Source organism: Trinickia sp. NRRL B-1857 (genome assembly GCF_050470685.1).
GTDB lineage: Bacteria > Pseudomonadota > Gammaproteobacteria > Burkholderiales > Burkholderiaceae > Trinickia.
The window spans coordinates 1,001,014-1,026,254 of the sequence record NZ_JBFLUK010000001.1; the positions used below are offsets into that span (position 1 = coordinate 1,001,014).

Annotated in this window: 24 protein-coding genes; 5 read left to right on the forward strand and 19 right to left on the reverse strand. The window is 64.5% G+C overall.

Features of this window, described 5'->3' with window-relative positions; all coding sequences use genetic code 11:
• Positions 1-73 precede the first annotated feature (73 nt).
• Positions 74-994, forward strand: coding sequence for a myo-inosose-2 dehydratase (iolE, locus tag AB1286_RS04365; protein ID WP_430362108.1), 921 nt, complete (start codon positions 74-76; stop codon positions 992-994).
• Entirely contained in the window at positions 991-1,794 is an 804-nt protein-coding gene (gene iolB, locus AB1286_RS04370) for a 5-deoxy-glucuronate isomerase (RefSeq protein WP_430362109.1), read from the forward strand. Before iolE ends, iolB begins: the two co-directional genes overlap by 4 nt.
• Here iolB and AB1286_RS04375 read toward each other — a convergent pair.
• From AB1286_RS04375 to AB1286_RS04420, 10 genes are all read right to left on the reverse strand, one after another.
• A complete protein-coding gene (locus tag AB1286_RS04375; RefSeq protein WP_430362110.1) occupies positions 1,791-2,540 on the reverse strand; it encodes an ABC transporter ATP-binding protein in 750 nt (249 codons plus the stop codon). The genes iolB and AB1286_RS04375 overlap by 4 nt on opposite strands.
• Positions 2,537-3,334, reverse strand: coding sequence for an ABC transporter ATP-binding protein (locus tag AB1286_RS04380; protein ID WP_430362111.1), 798 nt, complete (start codon positions 3,332-3,334; stop codon positions 2,537-2,539). The genes AB1286_RS04375 and AB1286_RS04380 overlap by 4 nt, the downstream gene beginning before the upstream one ends.
• Positions 3,331-4,572, reverse strand: coding sequence for a branched-chain amino acid ABC transporter permease (locus tag AB1286_RS04385; protein WP_430362112.1), 1,242 nt, complete (start codon positions 4,570-4,572; stop codon positions 3,331-3,333). Before AB1286_RS04385 ends, AB1286_RS04380 begins: the two co-directional genes overlap by 4 nt.
• Positions 4,565-5,446, reverse strand: a complete 882-nt coding sequence (locus AB1286_RS04390; RefSeq protein WP_430364984.1) for a branched-chain amino acid ABC transporter permease — start codon at positions 5,444-5,446, stop codon at positions 4,565-4,567. Before AB1286_RS04390 ends, AB1286_RS04385 begins: the two co-directional genes overlap by 8 nt.
• Positions 5,447-5,504: 58 nt before the next feature.
• A complete protein-coding gene (locus AB1286_RS04395) occupies positions 5,505-5,999 on the reverse strand; it encodes an acyl-CoA thioesterase (protein ID WP_430362113.1) in 495 nt (164 codons plus the stop codon).
• A 32-nt stretch (positions 6,000-6,031) separates the two neighbouring features.
• Positions 6,032-7,390 (reverse strand): sensor histidine kinase, encoded by a 1,359-nt coding sequence (locus AB1286_RS04400; RefSeq protein WP_430362114.1) that lies wholly within the window; start codon positions 7,388-7,390, stop codon positions 6,032-6,034.
• 52 nt (positions 7,391-7,442) lie between these two features.
• The gene (locus AB1286_RS04405; RefSeq protein WP_430362115.1) at positions 7,443-8,126 is read right to left on the reverse strand and encodes a response regulator transcription factor; all 684 of its coding nucleotides are present in this window, start codon (positions 8,124-8,126) and stop codon (positions 7,443-7,445) included.
• Between the two features lie 10 nt (positions 8,127-8,136).
• A complete protein-coding gene (locus AB1286_RS04410; RefSeq protein ID WP_430362116.1) occupies positions 8,137-8,955 on the reverse strand; it encodes a MipA/OmpV family protein in 819 nt (272 codons plus the stop codon).
• A 137-nt stretch (positions 8,956-9,092) separates the two neighbouring features.
• Positions 9,093-9,623, reverse strand: coding sequence for an NUDIX domain-containing protein (locus tag AB1286_RS04415; protein WP_430362117.1), 531 nt, complete (start codon positions 9,621-9,623; stop codon positions 9,093-9,095).
• 120 nt (positions 9,624-9,743) lie between these two features.
• Positions 9,744-11,003, reverse strand: coding sequence for a YbfB/YjiJ family MFS transporter (locus tag AB1286_RS04420; protein WP_430362118.1), 1,260 nt, complete (start codon positions 11,001-11,003; stop codon positions 9,744-9,746).
• A gap of 172 nt (positions 11,004-11,175) precedes the next feature.
• On the opposite strand from AB1286_RS04420, the gene AB1286_RS04425 reads away from it, so the two are divergent.
• Positions 11,176-12,126, forward strand: a complete 951-nt coding sequence (locus AB1286_RS04425; RefSeq protein WP_430362119.1) for a LysR substrate-binding domain-containing protein — start codon at positions 11,176-11,178, stop codon at positions 12,124-12,126.
• Here the strand turns inward: AB1286_RS04425 and AB1286_RS04430 are convergent, their stop codons facing one another.
• The 6 genes from AB1286_RS04430 to alaS form a co-directional block, all read right to left on the reverse strand.
• The gene (locus tag AB1286_RS04430; protein WP_430362120.1) at positions 12,127-12,492 is read right to left on the reverse strand and encodes a response regulator; all 366 of its coding nucleotides are present in this window, start codon (positions 12,490-12,492) and stop codon (positions 12,127-12,129) included.
• Positions 12,493-12,526: 34 nt separating this feature from the next.
• Positions 12,527-13,489: a chemotaxis protein CheX gene (locus AB1286_RS04435; RefSeq protein ID WP_430362121.1), complete on the reverse strand. Its 963-nt coding sequence runs from the start codon at positions 13,487-13,489 to the stop codon at positions 12,527-12,529.
• Positions 13,490-13,518: 29 nt separating this feature from the next.
• Positions 13,519-14,055: a hypothetical protein gene (locus AB1286_RS04440; protein ID WP_430362122.1), complete on the reverse strand. Its 537-nt coding sequence runs from the start codon at positions 14,053-14,055 to the stop codon at positions 13,519-13,521.
• Positions 14,052-14,777, reverse strand: a complete 726-nt coding sequence (locus AB1286_RS04445; protein WP_430364985.1) for a methyl-accepting chemotaxis protein — start codon at positions 14,775-14,777, stop codon at positions 14,052-14,054. The genes AB1286_RS04440 and AB1286_RS04445 overlap by 4 nt, the downstream gene beginning before the upstream one ends.
• Before the next feature lie 80 nt (positions 14,778-14,857).
• Positions 14,858-17,245: an ATP-binding protein gene (locus AB1286_RS04450; RefSeq protein ID WP_430362123.1), complete on the reverse strand. Its 2,388-nt coding sequence runs from the start codon at positions 17,243-17,245 to the stop codon at positions 14,858-14,860.
• Between the two features lie 370 nt (positions 17,246-17,615).
• Positions 17,616-20,240 (reverse strand): alanine--tRNA ligase, encoded by a 2,625-nt coding sequence (alaS, locus tag AB1286_RS04455; RefSeq protein WP_430362124.1) that lies wholly within the window; start codon positions 20,238-20,240, stop codon positions 17,616-17,618.
• Positions 20,241-20,480: 240 nt separating this feature from the next.
• Here alaS and AB1286_RS04460 point away from each other — a divergent pair, with 240 nt between their 5' ends.
• Complete coding sequence (locus tag AB1286_RS04460; protein WP_430362125.1) at positions 20,481-21,701, forward strand: CaiB/BaiF CoA transferase family protein; 1,221 nt, start codon at positions 20,481-20,483, stop codon at positions 21,699-21,701.
• Positions 21,702-21,750: 49 nt separating this feature from the next.
• On the opposite strand, the gene AB1286_RS04465 is transcribed toward AB1286_RS04460, so the two are convergent.
• Both AB1286_RS04465 and AB1286_RS04470 read right to left on the reverse strand, forming a co-directional pair.
• Positions 21,751-22,302 carry an RBBP9/YdeN family alpha/beta hydrolase gene (locus AB1286_RS04465; RefSeq protein WP_430362126.1) on the reverse strand — a complete coding sequence of 184 codons (552 nt, stop codon included), beginning with the start codon at positions 22,300-22,302 and terminating at the stop codon, positions 21,751-21,753.
• Between the two features lie 227 nt (positions 22,303-22,529).
• Entirely contained in the window at positions 22,530-22,733 is a 204-nt protein-coding gene (locus tag AB1286_RS04470; RefSeq protein ID WP_102645383.1) for an ornithine carbamoyltransferase, read from the reverse strand.
• 253 nt (positions 22,734-22,986) lie between these two features.
• Here AB1286_RS04470 and AB1286_RS04475 point away from each other — a divergent pair, with 253 nt between their 5' ends.
• On the forward strand, positions 22,987-24,696 hold the full coding sequence (locus tag AB1286_RS04475; protein ID WP_430362127.1) for a glutamine--tRNA ligase/YqeY domain fusion protein: 1,710 nt from the start codon (positions 22,987-22,989) through the stop codon (positions 24,694-24,696).
• Positions 24,697-24,737: 41 nt separating this feature from the next.
• Here AB1286_RS04475 and AB1286_RS04480 read toward each other — a convergent pair whose 3' ends face one another.
• The gene (locus AB1286_RS04480) at positions 24,738-25,187 is read right to left on the reverse strand and encodes an NUDIX hydrolase (protein ID WP_430362128.1); all 450 of its coding nucleotides are present in this window, start codon (positions 25,185-25,187) and stop codon (positions 24,738-24,740) included.
• Between the last annotated feature and the right edge of the window lie 54 nt (positions 25,188-25,241).

Consider the following 25,241-nt stretch of genomic DNA (forward strand, 5'->3'; position numbering starts at 1 on the left):
GCGACGATACCTCGGCCTCGCAAACGAACATCGACATCGACATCGCACCAACAAGCGAACAAAGGAACGCAGCATGACCGATTTTCAAGTGCGCATCGGCGTCAATCCGCTCTCTTGGATGAACGACGACCTGCCCTCGCTCGGCGGAGAAACGCCGCTTTCCGTCGCGCTGACCGAAGGACGCCAGATCGGCTACGAAGGCTTCGAGCTCGGCAATAAATTCCCACGCGAGCCCGCCGCATTGAAGGCGCTTCTCGCGCAATACGACCTCGCGCTCGTCTCCGGCTGGTACTCGGGGCGTCTGGCCGAACGCAGCGCCGATGAAGAAATCGAAGCCGTCGGCCCGCACCTCGAATTGCTGGCCAAGAACGGGGCGAACGTCATGGTCTACGGCGAAGTGGCGCAGACCATTCAAGGCGCCCCCTTGCCGCTTTATCAGCGCCCGCGCTTTTTCACCGAGGCGCAATGGGACGCCTACGCCGAGCGCCTCGATCGCTTCGCGCGGTACACGCTCTCGCATGGCGTACGCGTGGCCTACCACCATCACATGGGCGCTTACGTCGAAACGCCGGCCGACGTCGATAACCTCATGAAGCGCACGAGCGATGCCGTCGGGCTGCTGCTCGACACGGGCCACATCACGTTCGCGGGCGGCGATCCGCTTGCGACGCTCGAAGCCTACGCATCGCGCATTTGCCACGTTCATTGCAAAGACGTGCGCCTTGATGTCGTCAAACTCGCGCGCAATCGCGATTGGAGCTTCCTCGAAGCCGTCATCAACGGCGCCTTCACGGTGCCCGGCGACGGCGGAGTCGACTTTGCCGCCGTCATCGGCGCACTAAAGCGCCACGGCTATCGCGGCTGGCTCGTCGTCGAAGCCGAGCAAGACCCGGCCGTCGCGCCGAGCTTCGAATACGCGCAGCTCGGCTATCGAACGCTGCGCAAGCTCGTCGATGCGGCGAATGCGCCCGCGGGCGCGGTGGAGGTCGTATGAGTCTGCTGGTCAAGGCCCAGCGCGAGGGCATGACGATCGCGCGCGTGACGCCGGAAACGGCCGGCTGGCGCTATGTCGGCTTCGTCGCTTATCGGCTCGCGCAGGACGAATTGTTCTACATCGACGAACACGCGCGCGAATCGTGCATCGTCGTGCTCTCGGGCACGGTCACGATCGAAGCCGGCGGCGAGCGCTATACGAGTGTCGGGGCCCGCGACAGCGTGTTCGAAGACACGGCCCCGTACGCGCTCTATGTGCCGCCGCGCGTGCGGGCGACCGTGCGCGCCGAGCGCGATGCCGAAATCGGCGTCGCCAGCGCGCCGGCCGAAGGCCGTTACCCTACTCGCCTCATCGAGCCGTCGCAGATGAAACGCTCCGTCCGCGGCAAAGGCGCGAACACACGGTACGTCTGCGACATCCTTCCGCAAACGGAGCCGGCCGAATCGCTGCTCGTCGTCGAGGTGCGCACGCCGAGCGGGCATTCGTCGAGCTATCCGCCGCATAAGCACGACGCCGATCACATTCCGCACGAAAGCGCGCTCGAAGAGACGTACTACCATCGGCTCAATCCGCCGCAAGGCTTCGCGTTCCAGCGCGTCTATACCGATGCGCGCGACCTCGACGAATCGATGGCGGTCGAGGATCGCGACGTCGTCATGGTCCCGCGCGGCTATCATCCCGTGGTCGTGCCGTACGGCTACGACTCGTACTACCTGAACGTGATGGCGGGACCGCAACGCGTCTGGCACTTCAAGAACGACCCCGCGCACGATTGGATCGCTCAGCGCGATGCCGGTTAATTGCCGATACGGCGGCCCGGCTCGCCCTTGACTCGGCCGGCGCCGCCGAGCGCGATCCACTCTTCCACGATCGCCGCATCGAGTGCGTCCGCGGCGCCGTCGTAGACGATCCGCCCATGCCCCATCACCGCGACGCGATCGGCCACCGCCGCCGCAAGCGTCAAGCGCTGTTCGATCAACAAGACGGCCCCCCCGCGTGCCCGCAGTTCCGTCAAGCAGAGTCGAACGGCTTCGACGGCGGCCGGAGCGAGTCCTTCGGTCGGTTCGTCGACGATGAGCAAGCTCGGCTCGCCCAATAGCGCACGCGCCAGCACCAGCATTTGCTGCTCGCCGCCCGACAGTGCCCCCGCGGGCGTCGAGCGGCGTTGCGCCAGCATCGGAAACCGCGCGAACGAGTCCGAGAGCCGCTCTCGCATACGGCGACCCTGGCCCGGTTTGACGCCGAGCCGCAGATTGTCTTCGACCGATAGCGTCGGAAAGACCTCGCGCTGTTCGGCCACGTAGCCGATCCCGCGCCGAGCGATCTCGAACGTGGGAAGCGCGCTCACCTCCTCGCCCGCGAATCGAATCGAACCGCTGCGCCGCACGAGACCGGCGAGCGCCTTCGCGAACGTCGAGCGGCCCGAACCGTTGCGCCCGCAAAGCAAGACGATCTCGCCCGCATCGACACGCAAATCCACGCCGTGCAGAACCTGCGCCTCGCCGTACCAAGCGCACACCGAGCGCGCATCGAGCAGTATCTTCACGGACGCTCCTTCGCGTGCTGCACGCCGAGATAGGCTTCGCGCACGCGCGCGTCGGCGCGGATTTCATCGGGTGTTCCCGTCGCCACGATCCGGCCTTGCACGAGCACCGACACGCGATCGGCCAGCGCATAGACGGCATCCATGTCGTGCTCGATCACGAGCACCGTCTTGCCTGCGCTTACGCCTTGCAGCCACGCGATGACGTGCGCCGCTTCGTCACGGTTCATACCGGCCGTCGGCTCGTCGAGCAGCAGCGTGCGTGCACCGCTCGCCCAAGCGATGCCGAGGTCGAGCCTGCGTTGGGCTCCGTATTCGAGTGCACCCGCGGGTGTTTGCGCCACCCGCTCCAGCGCTAAATCGGAGAGGACCTGCCAGACACGTTCGTCGATTTCGGGCGAGCGGCGCCACCAGCGCATCCAGTTAGAAAGTGGCGCCGATTTGCCCGCCTGCGTATGTACGGCAACCTCGCCGCACCATAGTGCGCAGCGCACGTTTTCGAACACCGTCTGGCGCGCGAAGACGCGCGTCGTTTGGAAGCTGCGGCCGAGTCCGGCGCGTGCGAGGCGGTGGGGGCTATGCCCGGTCACTTCCTCTTCGTCGAGCCAGATGCGCCCCACATCGGGCCTGAACGTTCCGCCAATGACGTTGAACAGCGTCGACTTTCCCGCGCCGTTCGGCCCGATCAGCGCATGCCGCTCGCCTGCCGCGACCGCCAGATCGACGCCGTTCAAGACGCGCGTCGCACCGAAGCGCCGCGCGATACCTTCGAGCCGCAAAGCGTAAGCCGCCGTCATGATTGCTTCGCCTTTTCCTTGCGACGCAGGCACAAACGCAAAGCGGCGTAAGCGCCGGCCCCGATCGCGGCGAGCATCGCAAGCGTCGTCCATGTCGCCGGCGAGCCGAGGTCGAATGCGACCGATCGAATCCGCCAGACGCCGCCCGCGTCGGCCGCGAAGCGGCGCGCGTAAAGCGACTCGACACCGATGACGAGCGCCCCGATCCACGCCGCCCCCGCGATCGCGCCAAGCGTGTAGGCCAGCGCGAGCAAGCGGGCCCCGTAGCGACGCACACGTGCACGATGCCGTGCCCACCATCCGCTAATGCCTTGCGGCAACCACAAGACGGCGCCGACGAAAGACAAACCCAAATACACCGGCCACGCGCGCGTCACGCTTGCCAGCGCAACGCTGAGCCCCGTCAAGACGAGCGCGCCGATCACCGGCCCGAAAAACGTCGCGGATCCGCCGATCACCGTGGCGATGAGCACGGCCCCCGAGCGCGTCATGGCGACGCTTTCCGAGGAGGCCAACTCGACATCGATGAGCGTCAGCGTGCCGGCGATACCCGCGAAAAACGCCGCGAACACGAACATGGCGAGGCGAATGCGGCGAGGATCGATGCCGAGCGCCGCGACGCGCAGCGCATTGTCGCGCACGGCATTGGCCATTCGTGCGAGCGGCGTGCGCGTGAGCGCGAACATCGCGGCGATCGAGAGCGCCGCCCAACTCGCAATCAATCCATAGGCTTGGCGTTCGGGCCCGAAGGCGATACCGAATGCCGGCGCGGCGCCGCGATCGATCGCGACGCCGGCCGCGCCGCCGAATCCCTCGGGCAGCGACCATACGGCGGCCGCCACCAGTTCGCCGATGCCGAGCGTGATCATGGCGAAGGCCGTCCCTGCCCGCCGCGTCGCGATCAGCCCAAAGATCAAGCCGAAGGCCGCGCCGGCCGCGCCGCCCGCAAGCGGCAACCAGGGCAAGGCGATGCCGCCGCGGTTGAACAGATGTGCGGCGACGAACGCGCCGAGACCCGCGAAGGCGGCGTGACCGAACGAAAGCAACCCGGTCTCGCCGAGCAGCAAGTTGTACGAGAGCGCGAACACGATCATCGCGGCGGCTTGGGCGAAGTAGGCAAGCAGCCAGCTTTCGCGTACGACGATGAGCGGCAGCGCGAGCAATACGGCCAGCGCCGCCCACGGCACCATGGGGACGCCCGCACCGCTTCGCGCAATAGGGGAGATTGGATCACGCATCGTCTTCGCGCTTTCCGAAGAGCCCGCGCGGGCGGCACGCCAATACCGCCACGAGCAGCAAGTAGGGAATGAGCGGCGCGACTTGCGCCATCGAGAGCGCGGCCCATACCGGTGGCAGCCGTACTCCGCCGAACGATGCAATCGTCCCGAGCGATGCGGTACTGCCGACCGCCCAAGTCTGCACGCACCCGATCAATAACGACGCGGCGAACGCCCCGCCGAGCGATCCGAGGCCGCCCACGATGACGACGACGAACACGATCGATCCGACCGCCTCGGCCATGCCCGGCTCCACGACGGCGAGCGGTGCGCCGATCACGCCGGCGAGCGCCGCGAGCCCGGTGCCGACCGCGAACACGAGCGTCCCGATGCGCGCCACGTCGTGCCCAAGCGCCTGCGCGGCGGCCGGATGTGTGAGCGCCGCGCGCAGCACGAGGCCGGTGCGCGACAGGCGCAAGAGCCCGTATAGCGCCGCGAGCGTCGCCACGGAGACCGTCATGACGAACGCGCGATAACGCGAGAACGCCGCATCGCCGAGCATGAGCAGCGGCCCGTCGAGCACCGCGGGCAACGCAATGGAGACGCTACCGAGACCCCATGCGAGCTTCACGAGTTCAGCGAGCAGATAGGCGGCGCCGAAGGTCAGCAGCAACTCGTGCAACGGCCCGCTCGTACGCGCCCGGCGCAGCAGCGTACGCTCGAGCGCCGCGCCCGCGAAACCCACGGCGATCGGCGCGCCGACGAGCGCAACCCCGAACCCGGCGTGGGCGGCAAGGCTGTACCCGAGATAGGCGCCGAGCATGTAAAAGCTAGCATGCGCGAAGTTCAACACGCCTAGCATGCTGAAGATGAGCGTCAACCCGGCCGATAGCATGAACAGCAGCAATCCGTAGCTGACGCCGCTGAGCGTGGAGACGGCAAATGCCTGCACGTTAGGCTTGCTCCTCGTCCGCTTCGCTCGCGTCGACGAGGAGCGCTTCGAGCGCCGAACGCAGCGCCTCGGGCAACGCGCTAACCGGACGCCGGCTCGCCCGATCGACGTAGACATGCACGAAATGCCCTTGCGCGGCGGCCTGCGGCTCGCCTTGCTTGAACAAGCCGACTTCGTAGCGCACGCTCGACGTGCCGATACGCGCCACGCGCAGTCCCGCTTCCACTTGCTCGGGAAAGACGAGCGGCGAAAAGTAGTTGCATTGCGTTTCGACGACGAGACCGATCGTCGTACCGTGCTCGACGTCGAGCACCCCGGCGCGAATCAAGTACTCGTTCACGACCGTATCGAAGTAGCTGTAGTAGACGACGTTGTTCACGTGCCCGTAGACGTCGTTGTCCATCCAGCGCGTGGTGATCGGCAGGAAGTGACGAAAGCCTTGCCTGTCCGACGCTCCAACCTTACGCCCTCCAACGCGACTCGCGTTGCTCTCCATAGATACCTCGTTGCGGTCATCCAAGAACGCGATCATAACCAGACAGTGAACCGAGTTCCAACCGTCCGCGAGTTGACGGTCAACCGCCAATCGTGCGCCGTCGCGATTTCGTTGCATATGGCGAGGCCGAGCCCCGCGCCCTCGTACTCTACGCCGGGCGCGCGCCAAAATCGCGTAAACAGAAACGGAAGATAGTCTTCGCGGATACCGGGCCCTTCGTCGCAGATGGCGATCGATGCGCCGTCGAGCGTCAGCAACACGATACCGTCGACCGGCGAGACATTGATTGCGTTTTCGACGATGTTCTTGAGCAGGATGAACAACGCGCCTTTGTCGGCCCGGATTTCGGGCGGCGCGCCGCTGTCCTCGATTGAGAGCCTGACCTGCTTGGCATCCGCCCGGCGGGTCAGATATTCGACCACGTCGTGCGCCAAATCGGCGGGGTTCACCTCGGCAAAAGCGAAATTCTGCGCCTCGCTGACTTCGGCGAGATGCAATAACTGTCGCACTTGCCGCGACATTAAATCGATCTCTCGAAACAAGAGCGCCTTGGCTTCGATCTCCGGCTGCAACTCGATCTGTCCGCGGATCAAGGTCAGCGGCGTTTGCAGCTCATGCGCCGCCGCCGCAAGAAACTGCTGCTGAACGGCGAAACCCTTCTCCAATCGCGCAAGCGCCTCGTTGAATGCGTTGATGAGCGGTTTGATCTCGCTCGGGACGCCTTCGGCCGATAGGCGCGTTTTCAGATGACGCGGCGTAATCCGAGCAGCCGCACGCGATGCCTCTCGCAAAGGCCGGAGCACTCGGTAGATGGTGAGCGGGAGCACCAAACCGAAAATGACGATCGCCACAAGAAGCACGATCTTGACCATGGCCGGAATCGGTTTGACCTTCAGCCCGATTTCCGCTTCGACGAAACGAGCGCTTGTCGCCGTCTGCACGTAGAACGAGGCGCGGCCCCGCGCAATTCGCCGCGTCGCGATGAAAAACGCCCGTCCATCGACGGACGCGCGAACGATCTTGCCGTCGGCATCGGGAACGCCGACGTTCGTCAGCCAGGGCCCGCCTTTTTCCGCACCGGTCGACGCCAGCACGATGTTCCCTCTTCCGTCCAGCACACGGTATTGGAGTTCGGAGGACACCACCTGGAACAGCCACGCCTCGGGCTCAGGCAACTGCACGGAAACGGGCGTGTCCGCGTTGTCGAAGCGAAGCGCGGCGATCACATTGCGCACGGTTTCGATTTGCTCGTGCCGGCCCAGCGTCTGCTCCGGATAGCGGTCGAACACGAAAATGAGCAGCCCGGCTAGCGCGGTAAGGCCGGCGCCGAGCGCCACCACGGTCGTCACCCAGAGCCGCGCCGACAAACTTCCAATCCAATGATCGAGCATCACACTCTCGCGTAGGCGCGGATCGCGCACGTAGCCGCCGCGGACGTTGCCGTCATCGCGCGACGGTCTCCTCGAGCGCGAAGCCCACCCCGCGCACGTTCGTCAAGCGTACCTGGGTATCGAGCACCGCAAGCTTCTTTCGCAATCGATGGACGGTCACTTCGAGCGCATTCGGCGTGACGGCTTCGCCAAGGCCCCAAGCGGCATGCTCGAGCGCCGCGTGTCGAACGATTCGCCCGGCTGCTTGGACCAGACAGAGCATGATCTGCAACTCGGCGGGCGCGAGCACGACCGAAAACGCACCGCAACGCAGTTGCTGAAGCATCGGATCGACGGTGAGATCGGCGAACGATTCCACGAGCGCCGTCAAGGCCGTCGGACGCCGCATCAAGGTACGCACCCTGGCAACGAGTTCGCTCATCGCGAACGGCTTCGTCACGTAGTCGTCTGCACCGCTTTCGAGGCCGTCCACACGATCGTGCAACGCATCGCGCGCCGTCAACATGAGACACGGCGCCGTCTGCCCCGCGGCACGCAACGTCCGCAGGAACGTCAACCCGTCGCCGTCGGGCAATCCGCGATCGACGATGAGCACGGCGTACTCGGCTTGGCGCAAACCATAGGTCGCCTCCGAGAGGGTTCGAAAAAGATCCGCTTCGATCCCCACCGCGGCAAGCGCACGAGCCACCATCTCGGCAAGACGCGCATGATCTTCGACGATTGCAACTCGCGACATAAGGCGATGGTCACTTGAACCGATAGAGGTATCCGAGCTTGACTTCGGGGATGAATCGCTTGCCGACGAGCGGACTATCCGTGATGCCGCTGCCGAGGTGCGATACGCCGACGTCGAGGAGAACGGTTTGATGTCGAGTCAGCGTGTAATCCACGCTGGCGCCAAGCGTCGTGTTCCAAGTGGCCTTTCCGGCGTAGGCCGGCCGTCCCGCGGTCGCTTCCGACGCCAGCACGCCGTAATAATAATCGACGTACTTCGCGCTGAGCCAATCGACACCCACATGCGGCGTCAACGTCACGTCGCCGAAGTCGAACGATTTACGGTAGTCCACGCTGGCCTGCTCGCCTTTATTGCCGCCCACGAGGTAGTCGGCGGATAGCGTGCCGAACGCGGTGCGCCAGGCAAGCGCGGGACCATACCAAAACGCGTTGCCGTTGCGGTCTTGCATGCCGTTAAGAATCGGCGTGTCGGATTGCTTGTACCCGTCTCCAAGCGAGAATTTTCCTCGCAGCGCCGCGCTCACGCCATACCAGCTTCCCACTTTGACGTCGATCGTCGTGCCGAAAACGTGCACCCACTTGTCGTCAAAAGAGACGATCGGAAGCGGATCGACCTTCGAACCATATCCCTTATAAGGCGACTCGGCGACGCCCACACCCGCGCCGAGCCCCCAGCGCGTCACGTTCGTCGCATTGCTGAGGATCGTGAAGCCTTGATCCGAGGTATCGCCGCGGCCGACGTCGCCACCTTCTGCGCGCGCCGTCCCGGCAAAGAGCGCAAATAGAGCCACCGGCACGAACAAACGCACAGCCAAAGCAGATGTTTTCAATTTCGCTTCCAGGAGGTCATTGGACAGGCGCGACTTTAAAGTGGCCCGACTTACCGGTTACTTACCGGCCCAACGACCTTCGAGAAGCATGCGCCGCGACACCCGGCGTCTAAAGTGGGTGTCGCCCACCCTTCGCTTTACTGCCCTGCCTTCTCGACGAACTCGAACGGCAGACCTTTTCGGCGCATCCAATCGCCGAGGGCTTGTCCGGTCCCCGAGCGCCACGGACGCAACTTCGCCGGCTCGACGAGGCGATACTCGAGCAATTCCGGCGAAAGCTTCACCGAGCCCTCGGCTTTCACGTGATAGGCGATGATGAGCTCGTTCTTGCGGATGAATTCGTAGACGCCGACGAGCTCGGTCTCGCGCACGTGCAGCGACGTTTCCTCGAGCACCTCGCGCGCAATCCCCGCTTCCGGCGTCTCGTCTTTTTCCAAGAATCCCGTGATCAAGGCGAACACGCCCTCGGCCCATGCGGCGTTGCGTGCGAGCAGGATCTTGCCCTCGTACTCGACGACGGCGGCCACGACGGGCACGGGGTTGTTCCAATGCACGTAACCGCATTCGTCGTCGGGGCAGACGCGGCGCAGCCGGCCGCCCTCCTCGACGGCGTCGGGCCGCTCGACGAGCGCGCTCGCGCAGTGTGGACAGAATCGGTAGTCGCTCATAGTGTGTAGATACGCTGCGGGCAAGGGGCGCCGGATGGCTCAAAACGCGCTCATTCTAGCGGCTTTGCCCCTCTTGCAGCGACGACCCGCGCCGCACGACCGCGGTGCGCGTTTATCCGTTCAGCGCGACTTCGCCGCCAGCATCGCCAACCCCGCGGCGCCCAGGATCAGCACACCCGCCGCGAGCCACAGCGCCGGCGTAAAAGACCCTGTATGCGCCGCGATCGGCGCGGCCACGAGCGGTCCGGCGATCTGCCCGATACCGTAGGCCGCCGTCGCGTAGCCCATGAGCCCCGCCGCGTGCTCGCCGTGCAACCGACGCGCCTCGCGCATGGCGAACAACGTGATTGCCGTGAACGGCAAACCGATCAACATGCTGCCGATCGCAAAGCCCAAAGCCGTCGGCAGCACGATGCCCAGCACGATCCCGGCAGCCTGCACAACATAGCTCACCGCGAGCAGCATCCGGTTGTCCCAGCGAGCGGGCAAACGCGCGGCGAAAAGCGAACCGGGAATCAGCGCCGCGCCGAACATCGGCCAGAAGAGATCGGGCCAACGCGATCCCGGCAAGGCATGACGAGCGATGACGGGTAAGAACGTGGCCGTGATGATGTAACCGAAACCCGGCATACCGTAGAGCACGACGAGTCCGATACTTTGCATCCGGCGCTCGCGCGCGCCGATCGGCGCGGCAGAACCCGTCCCGGCCGCAGCCGATGGGCTCGCGGACTGCTTCTCGCTGGGTACGCGCGCCGCGTCGCTTCGCGAACCGGCTCCGGCCGCAGACGGCGCAAGCGTGCGCCAAACCGCGGCCGTTGCCGCAACGCACAGTACGCCGAAGACGATCCAGCCGGCTTTCGCGCCGAGGCTCGCCGCGGCGCTGACGATAAGGCCCGTCGCCACGATGCCGATGCCGGGCCCCGTATAGATCACACCGCCCCAAGCGGGCGCACCGAGCTTCGCGAGCCGTGCGAGCCCCCACTGAGAAGCGAAGACGAACGTCCAAGCACTGACGACGCCGGCCGAAAACCGAATCGCCATCCAGACCGGAAAACTATCGATGAGCCCCATCGCGAGCGTGAGCACGGCCGTCGCCACGAGCCCGGCACGCACCATTCTCGCGTGCTCCACCGGCAAAAACGCGCACGTCAACGCGCCGAGGAAATACCCCGCGTAATTGGCCGAGGCCAGCAGACCGCCTGCGCGCAGATCGAGCGCACCGGCATGCAGCATGAGCGGCAACAGCGGCGTGAACGCGAAGCGCCCGATACCTAGGGCCGCCGCCAGCGTGATCATGCAGGCAAGCGCGACGCGCCCGGGGTGTGCCGTCTCGCCGCCACGGCGCCATGCGGCCGCGCCCGTCGAATCGAAGTGAGCCATGAACTATCCCATTACCGACAAATTGAGCACCGGCTATCGACGAGCACTTTTCGGGCATGCGCCGCGTCGCCGAGAGCCGGTACGGACCGGCCCGCCCTAATGGAAGATTAGCGCCAAGCAAGCATCACGAAAAATGAATAATATTGATGCAATCCATCCCCTGGAGAGAATTATGGATTTGGCCGCCCTGACGATATTTCGGGCCGTGGTGCGGGAAAACGGCGTGACGCGGGCTGCCGCGAAACTGAACCGCGTTCAGTCGAACGTGACCATGCGCATCAAGCAGCTTGAAGAGCAGCTCGACACGCAATTGTTCGTCCGCGAGGGACGGCGGCTCGTACTGACGCCTGCCGGACGAACGCTGCTCCCTTACGCCGAGCGACTGCTCGCGCTGGCCGACGAAGCGCGCCATGCGCTGCGAGAAGATCGCCCGCGCGGCAAACTCGCATTGGGGGCGATGGAAAGTACGGCGGCGAGCCGCCTGCCGCGGATACTGGCCACCTATCACCAGCACTGGCCCGAAGTGGAGCTCGAGCTCGCCACCGGTACGACGGGTTGCCTGATCGACCGCGTACGCGAATTCGAGATCGACGCGGCGCTCATTGCGACGCCGCCTGACGCATCGGTGCTTACGGACGAGTTCGATTCCGTCCCCGTTTTCGACGAGCAGTTGGTCATGGTGACGCCGCGCGGCCACCGGGCGATCCGGGCGGCAAACGACGTCGCGCTCTCCACGCTGGTCGCCTTCGAGCGCGGCTGCGCTTACCGCGGTTATGTGGAGCGATGGTATGCCGAGCACGGTCTACGGCCGGCGCGCACGCTCGAGTTGGGCTCGTATCACGCGATTATCGCTTGCGTGGCAGCGGGTGCCGGCGTGGCGGTGGCGCCGCGCTCGGTCCTCGACTTGCTGCCGGGCGGCGCGCGGGAAGTGGCGATCCATCCGCTGGGGCCGCTCGGCGCCGTGCCGACGCTGCTGATTTGGCGGCGCGGCCACGACTCGGCTGCGCTGCGCGCGTTGCGCGACGCGCTGCTGGCCGACGCGCGTGCCGCGACCGGCTCGAACGAGCAGGCGGAGCGCGCGAACGATGGCGAAGCGCACGACGCTACGGCTGTGTCCGGCTGATCAGCTCGCTAGCTTCTTAAACGTTTCGAGCACGGCTTCGCCCTTGAACGGCTTGACGATCCATCCCTTGACCCCTGCCGCCTTGCCGCGCTCCTTCATGGCGGGGCTGCTTTCGGTGGTCAGCATAATGACGTTGACCGAGCCCATCGCGAGTTCGCCACGCATTTTTTCGACCATCGTCAGGCCGTCCATGTTGGGCATGTTGACGTCGCTGATTACGAGCCGCACGCCCGGGTTCGACTTCATCTTGGCGAGCCCGTCCTTGCCGTCGACGGCCGTGTCAACGTCCAGACCGCTCTTACGCAGAAAGCCGGCCACTTCGTCGCGCACGGTGCTCGAATCGTCCACCACCAGAATCTTTGCCATCTGTAGTCTCTCGAATTGATGTTGATTTAAAACATTAGAAAAGCTCGAGTTCGCCGGCTTCGATCATCGCGTCGACGTCGACGCCGGATCCCGGACACGCCTCGGGCGACCAACTCAAGCTGAAGATGAATCGCTGATCGAGCGCGACGGATGCGCCCGTCGTTTCGTCGGTCAGCCGATACTTGAAACAAAGCTGCGGGTTGTCGGTGCCGAACGAGATGTAGCGATGCTTGTGATTGACGAGCAGCGGCACTTGCACTTGGGCACGCGCGAGCGGCTCGGGCACGCCGAGGAAGCGGTCTTTGAATGCGCCCCAGATCAAATTCGTGAGTTCGCCGAGCAACTCGTTCAAATCGCGAAACTCCACATTGCCGTCGTGCGCAAGTGCGCTGCCGCGTACGACGGCCGCCAGCGGCGCCTCCTCCGTTTGCATCAGCATGTACCCTCGGCACCATGCGCTCTCCAGTGCGATGAGACTGAACAGCTCGCCGAAGATGATGCGGTCGCGCACGATACAAGGCGTTTCCCAACTCACGCTCAAATGCTTGAACATGCCGGCCAGACGCGTCTCCGTGATCTCGGAGATACCGCGCACGAGCGCATTCGGATAGTCGAGGCTAAACAAGTATTCGTCGATCGCCGCAACGAGCGGCGCCGTGTCGTCAGCGCGATAGGTGGCGCAGACGACATCCGCCAACGCGGGCGGCAAGCCGTCGCGCCCCTCTCGCTCCGTGCGCCGCAAGATGATCGGCAGTTCGGGGCGCAAAGCGTCGATGCGGGTCGCCGCTGCCGCGCTTTCGTCCGGCGAGCCGCCGTAGTCTTCGGCAAGCAACACGGCGCCCAGATCGATGTTGGAGCGCAGCACGCTCGTCAGCCGGCTCTTGCGCGCTTTGAGCCCGATGAGATTGTGCTCGTCGCAAAAGCGCCGGATCGCCGCGAGTTGAGCGGGCGAATCCTCGAGCACGAGCACTTTGCTAACGGGCTTATTCATATTCATGTGCAGCTACCTTCTTGATGCCGGACGTTTTAGAACAGCTCGAGTTCGCCGGCGCTTTCTTGCATATCGGCTACCTGGGCAACGAAATCGAGCGAGCCTTGCGCACACACGCACAGCGTCGCTCGCAGCCGGGCCGCGCTCTCGATCGTGATGTCGTAGACGGCGATGGACTGCGGATCGAGCTCGCTCAGATAGCCCATGCAATCGCTCGATAACGCGTAGGGCGTCGACATGCCGAGGTCGGGGAAATGCTCGACGAGCTGCTGATTGATCGCGCCGCAGCACAAGTTGCCGATTTCCATCGCGCTTTCGCGCAGCGAACGGTCGGCGCCTTGGACTGCGTAATAGCCGCGGGTGGCTTCGTCGTCGGCGAACTGCAATAGCAGCACGATGCGAAAGTCGATCGACGCGATCGTCAGTACGATGATTTCGGGGCTCGGGCCGATTTCACCGCGCGCCGCCACGGGCACGATCTCGCATGCATGTCCCGCGTCGACGGTCAAACGCGTGCGCGCCGATTGGAAGAAGATGCGCTCGAGGCTGTCCTGCGCCGCGTGGGTGATCACGTCGCCTTCCGTCCAAGCTTCGATTCGAACTGCGCCGCAAGCGCCTCGACGCTCGCAAGTGCAGCCGTGATCATCTTTCCGCCCGCTTGAATGTCCTGGAAGGTCGCGGTGGTCACGAGATCGTTGCGATCGAGGCTATCGCGATAGCTCTTGGACAGCTCCTGCGATCGCGTGGCGAGCGCGCGCACTTCGCCCGCGACGATCGAAAACCCGCGCCCTGCCGCACCTGCGCGCGCCGCTTCGATCGACGCATTGAGCGACACCATCAACACGTGATTGACGATGCGCGCGAGCTCGTGATTCTTGTTGTGCATGTCCTGGTTTTGGGACATCAGCGAGATCATCTGCTCGTGCCAGCGCTCGAACGTGACCGAGAACTGCTTGAGCCGCGCTGCCTGCTCCTCGATCTTCTTCGCATGCGCCAGCAAATCTTCGCGGTGCGCCTGCGCCGACTCGAGCGCGGCCCGCGCTTCGCCAAGCTGTTCCGATTCGCGTGCGAGCGTGTCCGTCAGACGACCGTTCTCGCCCGCGAGCGCCGCGAGGCGCGCCTCATGCGCGGCGAGCGCCGCGGCCGCCTGCGAACGCGCCTGCTCGTGCGACTCGGTAAGACGGGCGGTCGCTTCGTCTTGCCTACGCGCGGCTTTGGCGCTCGCGCGCCTAGCACCGATCCATGCGGCGAGCGCCGCAAGCGCCACGGCGGCGACCGCCGCCACCGCCCACATCCAATCCGTTAGAACCACAGCTTTCCCCGACTCGAACTGCTTGTCTTGCTCGCTTCATTCATACGCAACGTCCAGCTCGATTATGCGAGCGCGTCGTCGCGCGCCGCCTTCGTATCGTGTCCCACGGGTGCGCCGAGACTGTCCACGGCCCACGATTCGGGCAGATGTACGATCGTTTGGAAGCGGCGGAAATCGGCGCCGCGTCGATCGTCGGTGAAGCGCAGTTCGATGCGGCCGTGCTCGCGTTCGAGCATCTCCTTCACGGCATCCATGCCCACGCCACGACCCGACACCTCCGTGACCGCCTTCGCCGTAGAGAAACCCGCGCGGAAGATGAAACGCGCCACGGTTTCGTCGTCGATCGCTTCGTCGGACGCCATCCACCCCCGCTCGGCGGCGATCGCACGAATCCTTGCCAACGCAAGGCCCCGGCCGTCATCGCTGAGCGTCAACTGCAACGCACCCGCATCGACGCCGACTTCGATCTCGATCGTCCCGGCCTCGCCCTTGCCCGCGGCCGCCCGCTCGCCGGCGGGCTCGATACCGTGATCGACACTGTTGCGCAGCAAGTGCGTGAAGACGTCGCGCAGTGCGGCGCCCGCGTGCCGGCGCAGACGATAACCGTTGTCGTCGATGACGACCGTCGGTGCGCTCTTACCGAGTTCCTTGGCGAGCGAAGGCAACGACTCCAACGGCCCCGACAGCGCTTCGCCGAAGCTTTCGGTATCGAGCAAGCGCAGCGTGCGGCGCACGGCGTTGCGCATCGCGACGAGCCCGGCGATATCGCCGTCGCTCACCGACTCCACGAGATTCAAGCTCTCGTCGATATGCGAGCGATCCACGACCATGTATCGGCCGCCTTGCGCACGATGCGCGGTCGCACCCGGCCCTTTTCGGCCCAGATTGACTTCGTTGATCGTGGCGTAGTGCTCGACGGCTTGCTTCACGCGCGCCAATTCGGCGATCGACGCTTCGCGGTCCCACGCTTCCCCGGCGCCGAGGCGGCGCAATTCGTCATAACGCTGCTCGGCCTCGTGAACGATGCTTGTCAGATGACGCAAACCGTATGTACGGGCATTGCCCTTGATCGTATGCATGTTGCGGAAGAGCTCTGCCACGGCCGATTCGTCGGCATGTTCGTGCTGCCCGATGATCCGCTCGTTCTCGTGAATGAAGCCCTTGGCGCTCTCCACGAACTGATGGAATTTTTCCTGGCTGACGGCCAGAATCTCGCCGATCATCTCGAGCTGGCGCTTTTGCTCGGTCGATTCGGCCGTCAAGCGTCGCAACTCGGTCACGTCGCGCACGCACAGCATCAAGCGCATGACCGTATCGGTTTCGTCGGTGATCGCCGACCAGCTCAAGTCGAGCGTCTTGACACGCCCGTCGGCCATCGTCTTCGCGACCTCGTTCACGAGCAGGTGCTCGTTGAACGAGAAGTTCATGGCGTCTTCGCCGATACAGGCGTGAATCGCGGCTTCGACCTGGGAGCGCGTATCGGCATCGAGGCTCGTATCGCCGAACACGAGCGACATCACGTCGCGCCCCGCGATCTCCTCGGTCTCGAAGATGGCTTCCAAGTAGGCCGAATATTCGCCGTGCACGAGCCCGTGATCGACCACCGTCAAAATGCCCTGCTGCATGTTCTGCAACATCGCTTGAATGTCTGCCGTCTTTTGCTTGAGCTGTAGAGAGCTTTGCTCGATCTTCTCGATCATGTCGTTGAACGCGACGATCGAACGTCCGATTTCGTCCATGCGCGTAACGGGGACGCGGCGCGCGAAGTCCTGGCTCGATGCGATCTCGCTCATTTCCGCCTGCATCCGCGTGAGCGGCCGGGTGATCTGGCGATAGAGCAACATGCCGACGATCGTCAAAAGCGCAATGGCCGCGGCTGTCGCGCCGCCGATGGCGGTCGTCGTCGTCGCGAGCATGCCGTTCAGCGCACCGATCGCGCCATCCTTCTGCCGATTCTTCTCGATACGCATCGTCTCGACGATGCCTTCCAGCTCGTTACGGTATTCGCCGACGTCCGCGAACAGGAACGCTTGCGCGAGCGCGTCCTTGCCCGACGCCTTCATCTGCACCGTCTGATCGATCGCGGAGAAATAGTTCGAGAGGCTTTCTCTCGCCTGCGTGACGAGGCCCTTTTGCGCGTGGCTCGCGGCGGCCTTCGCCTGCACTTCGAGCGATTGGCGCAGTGCGGCTTCCTTCGTCTTCAGTTGTTCTTGGGCCTGCGAGACCATGTTCGCGTCGGGCGCGTAGACAAGCGTCATCGTGGCAAGCTGGACGTCCTTGACTTCGGAGACGAGGTCCGCGGAAGCCAGTGCGCTCGGCACGACGCCTTGCGTGACCGCGCGCACTTCGCCGGCGCTGCGCCGCGCTTGATAGGTGGCATAGCCGCCGATCGCCGCCAACGCGACGAACATAAGCAGCACCAACAAAGTGATGCGATGGCGAATCGTCATTTCGAACCCCGATGCGTGGTGTGTCGCGCGAGCCCTCGCCGCGCTAAACGTTCTTTGTAGTGACTCTTTAATTCTTTTGGCGTGATTATCGGGGTTTCCCTATGACGGATTGATGACCGGCGCAAAGGTGCCGAGTACGTGACGCGTAGGAGAGCCACGTCGCTCGTACGAGCATGCAAGGGAACGAAACGAGCGAGACGCGCCGCTTGGAAGGCACGGCGGATGAGACAGGTGGATGCACCAATGAAAAAGCCGCCCGCAGTGCTCGAACGAGACTGTGGGCGGCCGGAAGGGATCGCAGCGGTGGCGCCGGATCCCGAATACGATTTGGCGGCGGCCGAGCTAACGCCCAGCCGCATCGCTCACGCGATTACAGTTGCCCCTGCACCCAATCCTTCACACCAGCCAACGCGGCCGGCAGCTTCGCGGGTTCGGTACCGCCGGCTTGCGCCATATCGGGACGTCCGCCGCCCTTGCCGCCCACCTGCTGCGCAACGAAGTTGACGAGTTCGCCGGCCTTGACCTTCTTGCTGGCATCGGCCGTCACACCGGCGATCAGACTCACCTTGCCGCCGTCGACCGCGGCCAACACGATCGCCGCATGCTTGAGCTTGTCCTTGAGCTTGTCGACCGTCTCGCGCAACGTCTTCGCATCGGCGCCTTCGAGCGTCGCGGCGAGCACCTGCACACCAGCCACATCGACCGCTTGCGCCGCCAATTCGTCGCCTTGGCTCGACGCGAGCTTCGACTTCAGCGAGGCCAGCTCCTTCTCGAGCGACTTCACTTGATCCTGCACTTGCGCGACGCGCTGCGTGAGCTCCGACGGCTGCGCCTTCAAGGCGGCAGCCACTGCGTTGACGCGGCTTTCGAGCCCCTGTACGTAACGCACGGCGTTATCGCCCGTGATCGCCTCGACGCGGCGGATGCCGGCGGCCACGCCCGTTTCGGCGACGATCTTGAACAAGCCGATGTCGCCCGTTCGATGCACGTGCGTGCCGCCGCACAGTTCGCGCGAGAAACCGAGATCGAGCACGCGCACTTCGTCGCCGTACTTCTCGCCGAAGAGGGCCATGGCGCCGCCCTTCACGGCTTCGTCGTACGGCATCACACGGACGATACCCGGCGCGTTCGCCAGGACCTCGGCATTGACGATGTCTTCGACACGCCGCACTTCATCGTCCGTCATCGGCGCGTTGTGCGCGAAGTCGAAACGCGTCTTCTCGTCGTCGACGAGCGAGCCCTTCTGCTGCACATGACCGCCCAGCACTTCGCGCAGCGCCTTGTGCATCAAGTGCGTCGCCGAGTGATTGCGGGCCGTGCGGGCACGGCGGATGGCGTCGATTTCAGCCTTCACCACGTCGCCCACTTTCAAGGTGCCCTGCTCAAGCAGGCCGTGATGGCCGATGACGTCGGCCTGCACCTTCAGCGTATCGGCCACGGCGAAGCGCACGCTCGCGTTCGCGAGCACGCCCGTATCGCCCACCTGACCGCCGGATTCCGCATAGAACGGCGTGTGATCGAGCACGATAACGGCGTCTTGGCCCGGCTTCACTTCATTGACGGCCGTGCCCTCGACATAAAGCGCAACCACCTTCGCGTCGTCGAAAATCGACTCTTCGTAGCCGTGGAACGTCGTTTTCGCGCCCGAGTATTCGAGCCCTTGCGCCGCCTTGAACTTGCCCGCCGCCCGCGCTTGCTCCCGCTGACGCGACATCGCTTCGTCGAATGCGGGCTCGTCGACCGTCATTTCGCGCTCGCGGCAAACGTCGGCCGTAAGATCGAGCGGGAAGCCGTAGGTATCGTGCAGCTTGAACGCCAACTCGCCCGAAAGAACCTTGCCGCCCTTCGCGTCGAGTTCGGCCAGCGCCGTATCCAAAATCGACATGCCGTGTTCGATCGTCTCGAAGAAACGCTCTTCTTCCTGACGCAGCACGTCGGTGACGCGTGCTTGCGCGTCGGCCAGTTCGGGATAGGCCGAGCCCATTTGCGCAACCAGATCCGCCACGAGCTTGTGGAAGAACGCATGCTTGCAGCCGAGCTTGTAGCCGTGGCGGATCGCGCGGCGCACGATCCGGCGCAGCACGTAGCCGCGTCCTTCGTTGCCCGGAATGACGCCGTCGACGATCAAGAACGAGCATGCGCGAATGTGGTCGGCGATGACCTTCAGCGAATTGTTCGTGAGATCGGCCACGCCCGTCTCGCGCCCTGCTGCCGCGATCAGCGCCTGGAACAGATCGATCTCGTAGTTGCTATGCACGTGCTGAAGCACGGCCGCGATCCGCTCGAGCCCCATGCCCGTATCGACGCACGGCTTCGGCAGCGGCGTCATATTGCCCTGGGCATCGCGGTTGAATTGCATGAACACGAGATTCCAAATCTCGATGTAGCGGTCGCCGTCTTCCTCGGGCGATCCCGGGGGGCCGCCCCAGACATCCGGTCCGTGGTCGTAGAAGATCTCCGAACACGGACCGCACGGACCGGTATCGGCCATCTGCCAGAAGTTGTCGGACGCATAGCGCGCGCCTTTGTTGTCGCCGATGCGGATGATGCGCTCGGTCGGCACGCCGACTTCCTTGGCCCAGATGTCGTAGGCTTCGTCGTCTTCTTGATAGACGGTCACCCAGAGCTTTTCCTTCGGCAGCTTGTAGGCGGTCGTCAACAGCTCCCACGCGTAATGAATCGCGTCGCGCTTGAAGTAGTCGCCGAACGAGAAATTGCCGAGCATCTCGAAGAACGTATGGTGCCGCGCCGTGTAGCCGACGTTTTCGAGGTCGTTATGCTTGCCGCCGGCGCGCACGCTGCGCTGGGCCGTCGTGGCACGCGAGTACGGACGCGACTCCGCGCCGAGGAAGACGTCTTTGAACTGCACCATTCCCGAATTGGTGAAGAGCAGTGTCGGGTCGTTACCGGGCACGAGGCTCGACGAACGGACGATCGTATGGCCCTTCGATTCGAAGAACTTGAGGAATTTCTCGCGGATTTCGGCGGCTTTCATAGAAAACTGAGGGGGACGGTCTCGACTGGAAACCGGCCGCGCCTGACCTGCTCGGCCGCTTTCCCCTAAACGGCTCATTATACGGAATTGTCGCGGTATCGCCCCTGATTGACTGGTTTGGGGGAACACGAGCGGGCCGCGGCGCCCGAGCGGCTTGGGGCGCTCGCCGAAAACCGCTTAACATGCTGGCGACGCCCGCCGCCCGGCCGGCGTCGACCCGATCGAGGAGACAACGTAAGAATGGGAGCGCTCAGCCATCTCCGCGTGCTCGACTTGACCCGCGTGCTCGCGGGCCCATGGTGCGCGCAAACGCTAGCCGACCTCGGCGCCGACGTCATCAAGCTCGAGCGGCCCGGCGCGGGCGACGACACGCGCCATTGGGGCCCCCCGTACTTGAAAACGCCGGACGGCGCCGACACGCGCGAAGCGGCCTATTACCTATGCGCGAACCGGAACAAACGCTCGATCACGGTCGACATCGCCACGCCCGAAGGGCAAAAGATCGTGCGCGAACTCGCCGCCACGAGCGACGTCGTGCTCGAGAACTATAAGGTCGGGCAATTGAAGAAGTACGGCCTCGACTACGAATCGCTGAAAGCGATCAAACCCGACCTCGTCTACTGCTCCGTGACGGGCTTCGGTCAAACCGGGCCGCTCGCCGAGCGCGCCGGGTACGATTTCATCGTCCAAGGCATGGGCGGCTTCATGAGCATCACGGGCGAGCGCGATACCCTGCCCGGCGGCGGCCCGCAAAAAGCCGGCGTCGCGATCGCCGATCTGATGACGGGGATGTACGCCACCGTCGCCGTGCTGGCGGCGCTCGCCCACCGCGATCGCACCGGCGAAGGCCAGGCGATCGACATGGCTCTGCTCGACGTTCAAGTGGCCATGCTCGCCAACGTCGCCTCCAACTACCTGATCGGCGGCAAAGCCCCGCAACGCTGGGGTAACGCGCATCAAAACATCGTGCCGTACCAAGCGTTCCAGACGAGCGACAGCTGGATCATCGTTGCGGTGGGCAACGACGGGCAATTCCGCAAGTTCGTCGAAGTGGGCGGCCGCCCGGAACTGGCGGATGACGAGCGCTTCGCGACGAATCCCGAGCGCGTGCGTTACCGCGATGTGCTTGTGCCGATCGTCGCCGACATGGTCAGAACGCGGTCCAAACGCGAATGGATCGAAGCGCTCGAGGCTGCCGGCGTCCCTTGCGGGCCGATCAACGACCTCGGCGAAGTCTTCGACGATGCCCAGGTACAAGCCCGCGGCCTGCGAGTAGAAGCGCAGCATCCGAGCGGCGCGACGGCCCCGCTCGTGCGCAATCCGATCCGCATGAGCGCGACGCCTCCCGAGGTGCGCAGCGCGCCGCCGACGCTCGGCGAGCACACCGAGGCGGTCTTGCGAGACGTGCTGGGCTACGGCGAAGCGGCGATTGCGCAATTGCGCGGCAAATCGGTGATTTGAGCCCGGCGATACGGGCGCATTGCGCCCGCCGCCTGCGACGGCGGTTCGGTCAGGCCGGCAAAGACGCGAGCAAACGCCGTCCTTCGTCCCAATCGCCGAGGCCGCTGTCCGCATTGATATGACCGCGCGGGCCGATTTCGACGAAGCGGCTACCCCAGGCGCGGGCGCAGCGCTCGGCAAATGCGAGCGAGCCGTACGGATCGTCGCTGCTCGCCACGACGATCGAGGGGAACGGCAACGGCGCGAGCGCCGGCTCCTCGTAACCCGTCGCATCGCGCGGAAATGCCGTGCCGACCGGATCGGGCGGAGCGACGAGCAGCGCGCCGGCGATTTTCGCTAACTGGTCCGGGCCGGCGCAATGCAGGGCCCAATGAGCAGCGGTCAAACACCCGAGGCTGTGCGCCGCGAAGCAAAGCGGCCCTTGCGGCTCGGCCGCGACGGCGGCATCGAGCGCATCGCACCACGCGTGGCGCACGGGATGATCCCAGTCGGGCATCGCGACGCGCACGAAAGACGCATCGCTCGCTTCCCAACGGGTTTGCCAATGGCCGGTGCCCGAATTCGCGTATCCGGGCAGGATGAAAGTCTTGATTCGATTCATGAAGCTTCGACGCTTGGCGTTCGCGCAAACGCCTGTGCGCAGTACGGCGAACGGTATGAAGGTTGGCGCGTAGTATAAGGCGTTGCGTCGCGCCGCCCCGAAACCCGAGATCGTGGCAAAAGCCGAAGCCGCTCGTCAGGTCTCAAGGCGAGACTTCATGGGGAGTCGAGCCGAGAACGGGCCAACCGCGTCGTGGCGACAACGCGGCGCGGGCGGCCCGTGCACGATCAATGCCCGGCGCCGATGATGCCGCCGACGGCCGCACCCGCGATGGTGCCGATCGGACCGCCCGTCAGGACATAACCGATGGCGCCGCCGGCCGTCGCCCCGATGGCGGCGTGCTTCTGGGAGCGCGACATCGAGGAACAGGCGGCGAGGCTCGTCACGACGAGGGCGACGACGGAAAGCTTGGCGAGCGACGAAATCTTCATGGGGCGATGCGGATAGACGAAAAAAACCGGGCGGCCGAAGAGACTTTGGCGACTTTGGCGCGCTATACGGGTCGAATCGTAGAAGAGCCGCCTATGCGCGAGCAAAGCGTTTTACCTCCTGTTACAGCGCGCAACACATGCCGCGCGCGCACCGCGCCGTGGCGTCTCGGGCCAGACGGCCCGTCGTTTAGGTAGAATGATCGGATTGCCGCGGGCGCGCCCCGTGTACTTTCCGCCGATTTCCGACATTCGCATGAACAACGAACGCAACGACGCTGCGGCGGCTTCGCCGTCTAATTTCATCCGCAACATCATCGACGACGACAACCGTACGAGCAAATGGGGTAGCCGCGTCGAAACGCGGTTCCCCCCCGAGCCGAACGGCTATCTTCATGTCGGCCATGCGAAGAGCATCTGCCTGAATTTCGGTGTCGCCCGCGACTACGGCGGCGTCTGCCACTTGCGCTTCGACGATACGAATCCGGAAAAAGAAAGCATGGAGTACGCCGATTCGATCGTCGACGCCGTGCGTTGGCTCGGCTTCGATTGGGAGAAGGACGGCACCTCGCACCAATACTTCGCGAGCGACTACTACGGCAAGCTCTACGAGTACGCCGAGCTTCTGATCCAGCGCGGCAAGGCTTACGTCGATAGCCAAAGCGCCGATGACATGCGCACGAATCGCGGCTCGCTGACCGAACCGGGCAAGAACTCGCCGTTCCGCGATCGCGCGCCGGAAGAAAGCCTCGATTTGTTCCGCCGCATGAAGGCGGGCGAGTTTCAGGAAGGCGAGCACGTGCTGCGCGCGAAGATCGACATGGCTTCGCCCAATATGACGATGCGCGACCCGGTGCTCTATCGGATCCGCTTCGCGCACCACTACCGGACGGGCGATGCCTGGTGCGTGTATCCGATGTACGACTACGCGCACTGCATCTCGGACGCGATCGAGAACATCACGCACTCGCTGTGCACGCTCGAATTCGAAGACCATCGTCCGCTGTACGACTGGGTACTGAACGAGTTGGCGGAGGCCGGCGTCTTCACGCGCCCGCTCCCGCAGCAAATCGAGTTTTCGCGGCTCAACCTGACCTACGCGATCACGAGCAAGCGCAAGCTGTTGCAACTCGTCACGGAAGGCCATGTGCAAGGCTGGGACGATCCGCGCATGCCGACGATCGTCGGCGTACGTCGCCGCGGCTTCACGCCCGAGGGCATCAAGCTGTTTTGCGAGCGTATCGGCGTGACGAAGGTGGACTCGTGGATCGACATGAGCGTCTTCGAAGGCGCGCTGCGCGACGACCTCGACGATAAAGCGCCGCGCACGGTGGCCGTGCTCGATCCGCTGAAGCTCGTCATCGACAACTTCCCGGCCGATCTCGCCGAACCGTGCACGGCGCCCGTGCATCCGCACCACCCCGAGCGCGGTCAACGCAATTTCCCGATCACGCGCGAGTTGTGGATCGAGCGCGAGGATTTCATGGAAGTGCCGCCCAAAGGGTATTTCCGGCTCTTCCCCGGCAACAAGGTGCGGCTGCGTTACGGCTACGTGATCGAATGCACGGGTGCCGAGAAGGACGCGCAAGGCAATATCGTCGCCGTGCATTGCAACTACTTCCCGGACAGCAAATCGGGCACCGAAGGCGCGAACAACTACAAGGTGAAGGGCAACATCCACTGGGTCAGCGCACGACACGCGGTCCCGGCCGAAGTGCGCCTCTACGACCGCCTGTTCAAGGAAGCGCAGCCCGATGCGGGCGGCCGCAACTTCCTCGAAGCGCTCAATCCCGATTCGAAGCGTATCGTGCAGGCGTATTTGGAGCCCGGCGCCGAGGCGTTGCAACCCGAGGATCGCTGCCAGTTCGAGCGCCATGGATACTTCGTCGCCGACCGCTACGATTCGAAACCGGGGCAACCCGTCTTCAACCGTATCGTGGGCCTGCGCGACAGCTGGGGCAAGTAAGCGAAAATAAGCGGTAGACGGCGCGGCACTGCCGCGCCGTGTTACAGCGTTCGATGCAGTTCGGCCAACGAAAGCGCCGTGTCGAAGAGCCGCGCTAAGCTGCGGCTCGCGTAGCGCCCCACGTCGGCGGGCGCTACCCAAATAAATCCATCCATTTCGGGAATCGGCGTGCCGTCTCGCCGGCTCGGAAACATCGACGTGCATTCGCAACACGCGAGATCGACCTCGCCGTCCTCGATTCGCGCCGCGAACAAATGCAGGTCCTTGTCGTGCCGATACGCGAATCGGCCCAGATCGGTCAGCCTCTCGGGTGCAAGAACGATCCCCGTCTCTTCCCACAGTTCGCGCAGCGCGGCCTCGATCGGCGCCTCCCCCTCCTCGCCTTGCCCCTTGGGGATATCCCAATGAGACGTATCGGTCGCGTGCGCCAGAAAAACATCGCCCCGGCGATCGAGCATCACAACGCCGCACGAAACGGTTCGCGCGTTCATCGGCTGGGCTCCAAGCGAATGGCGCACGCCGTGTTCCGGCGGCAGGACGGATCG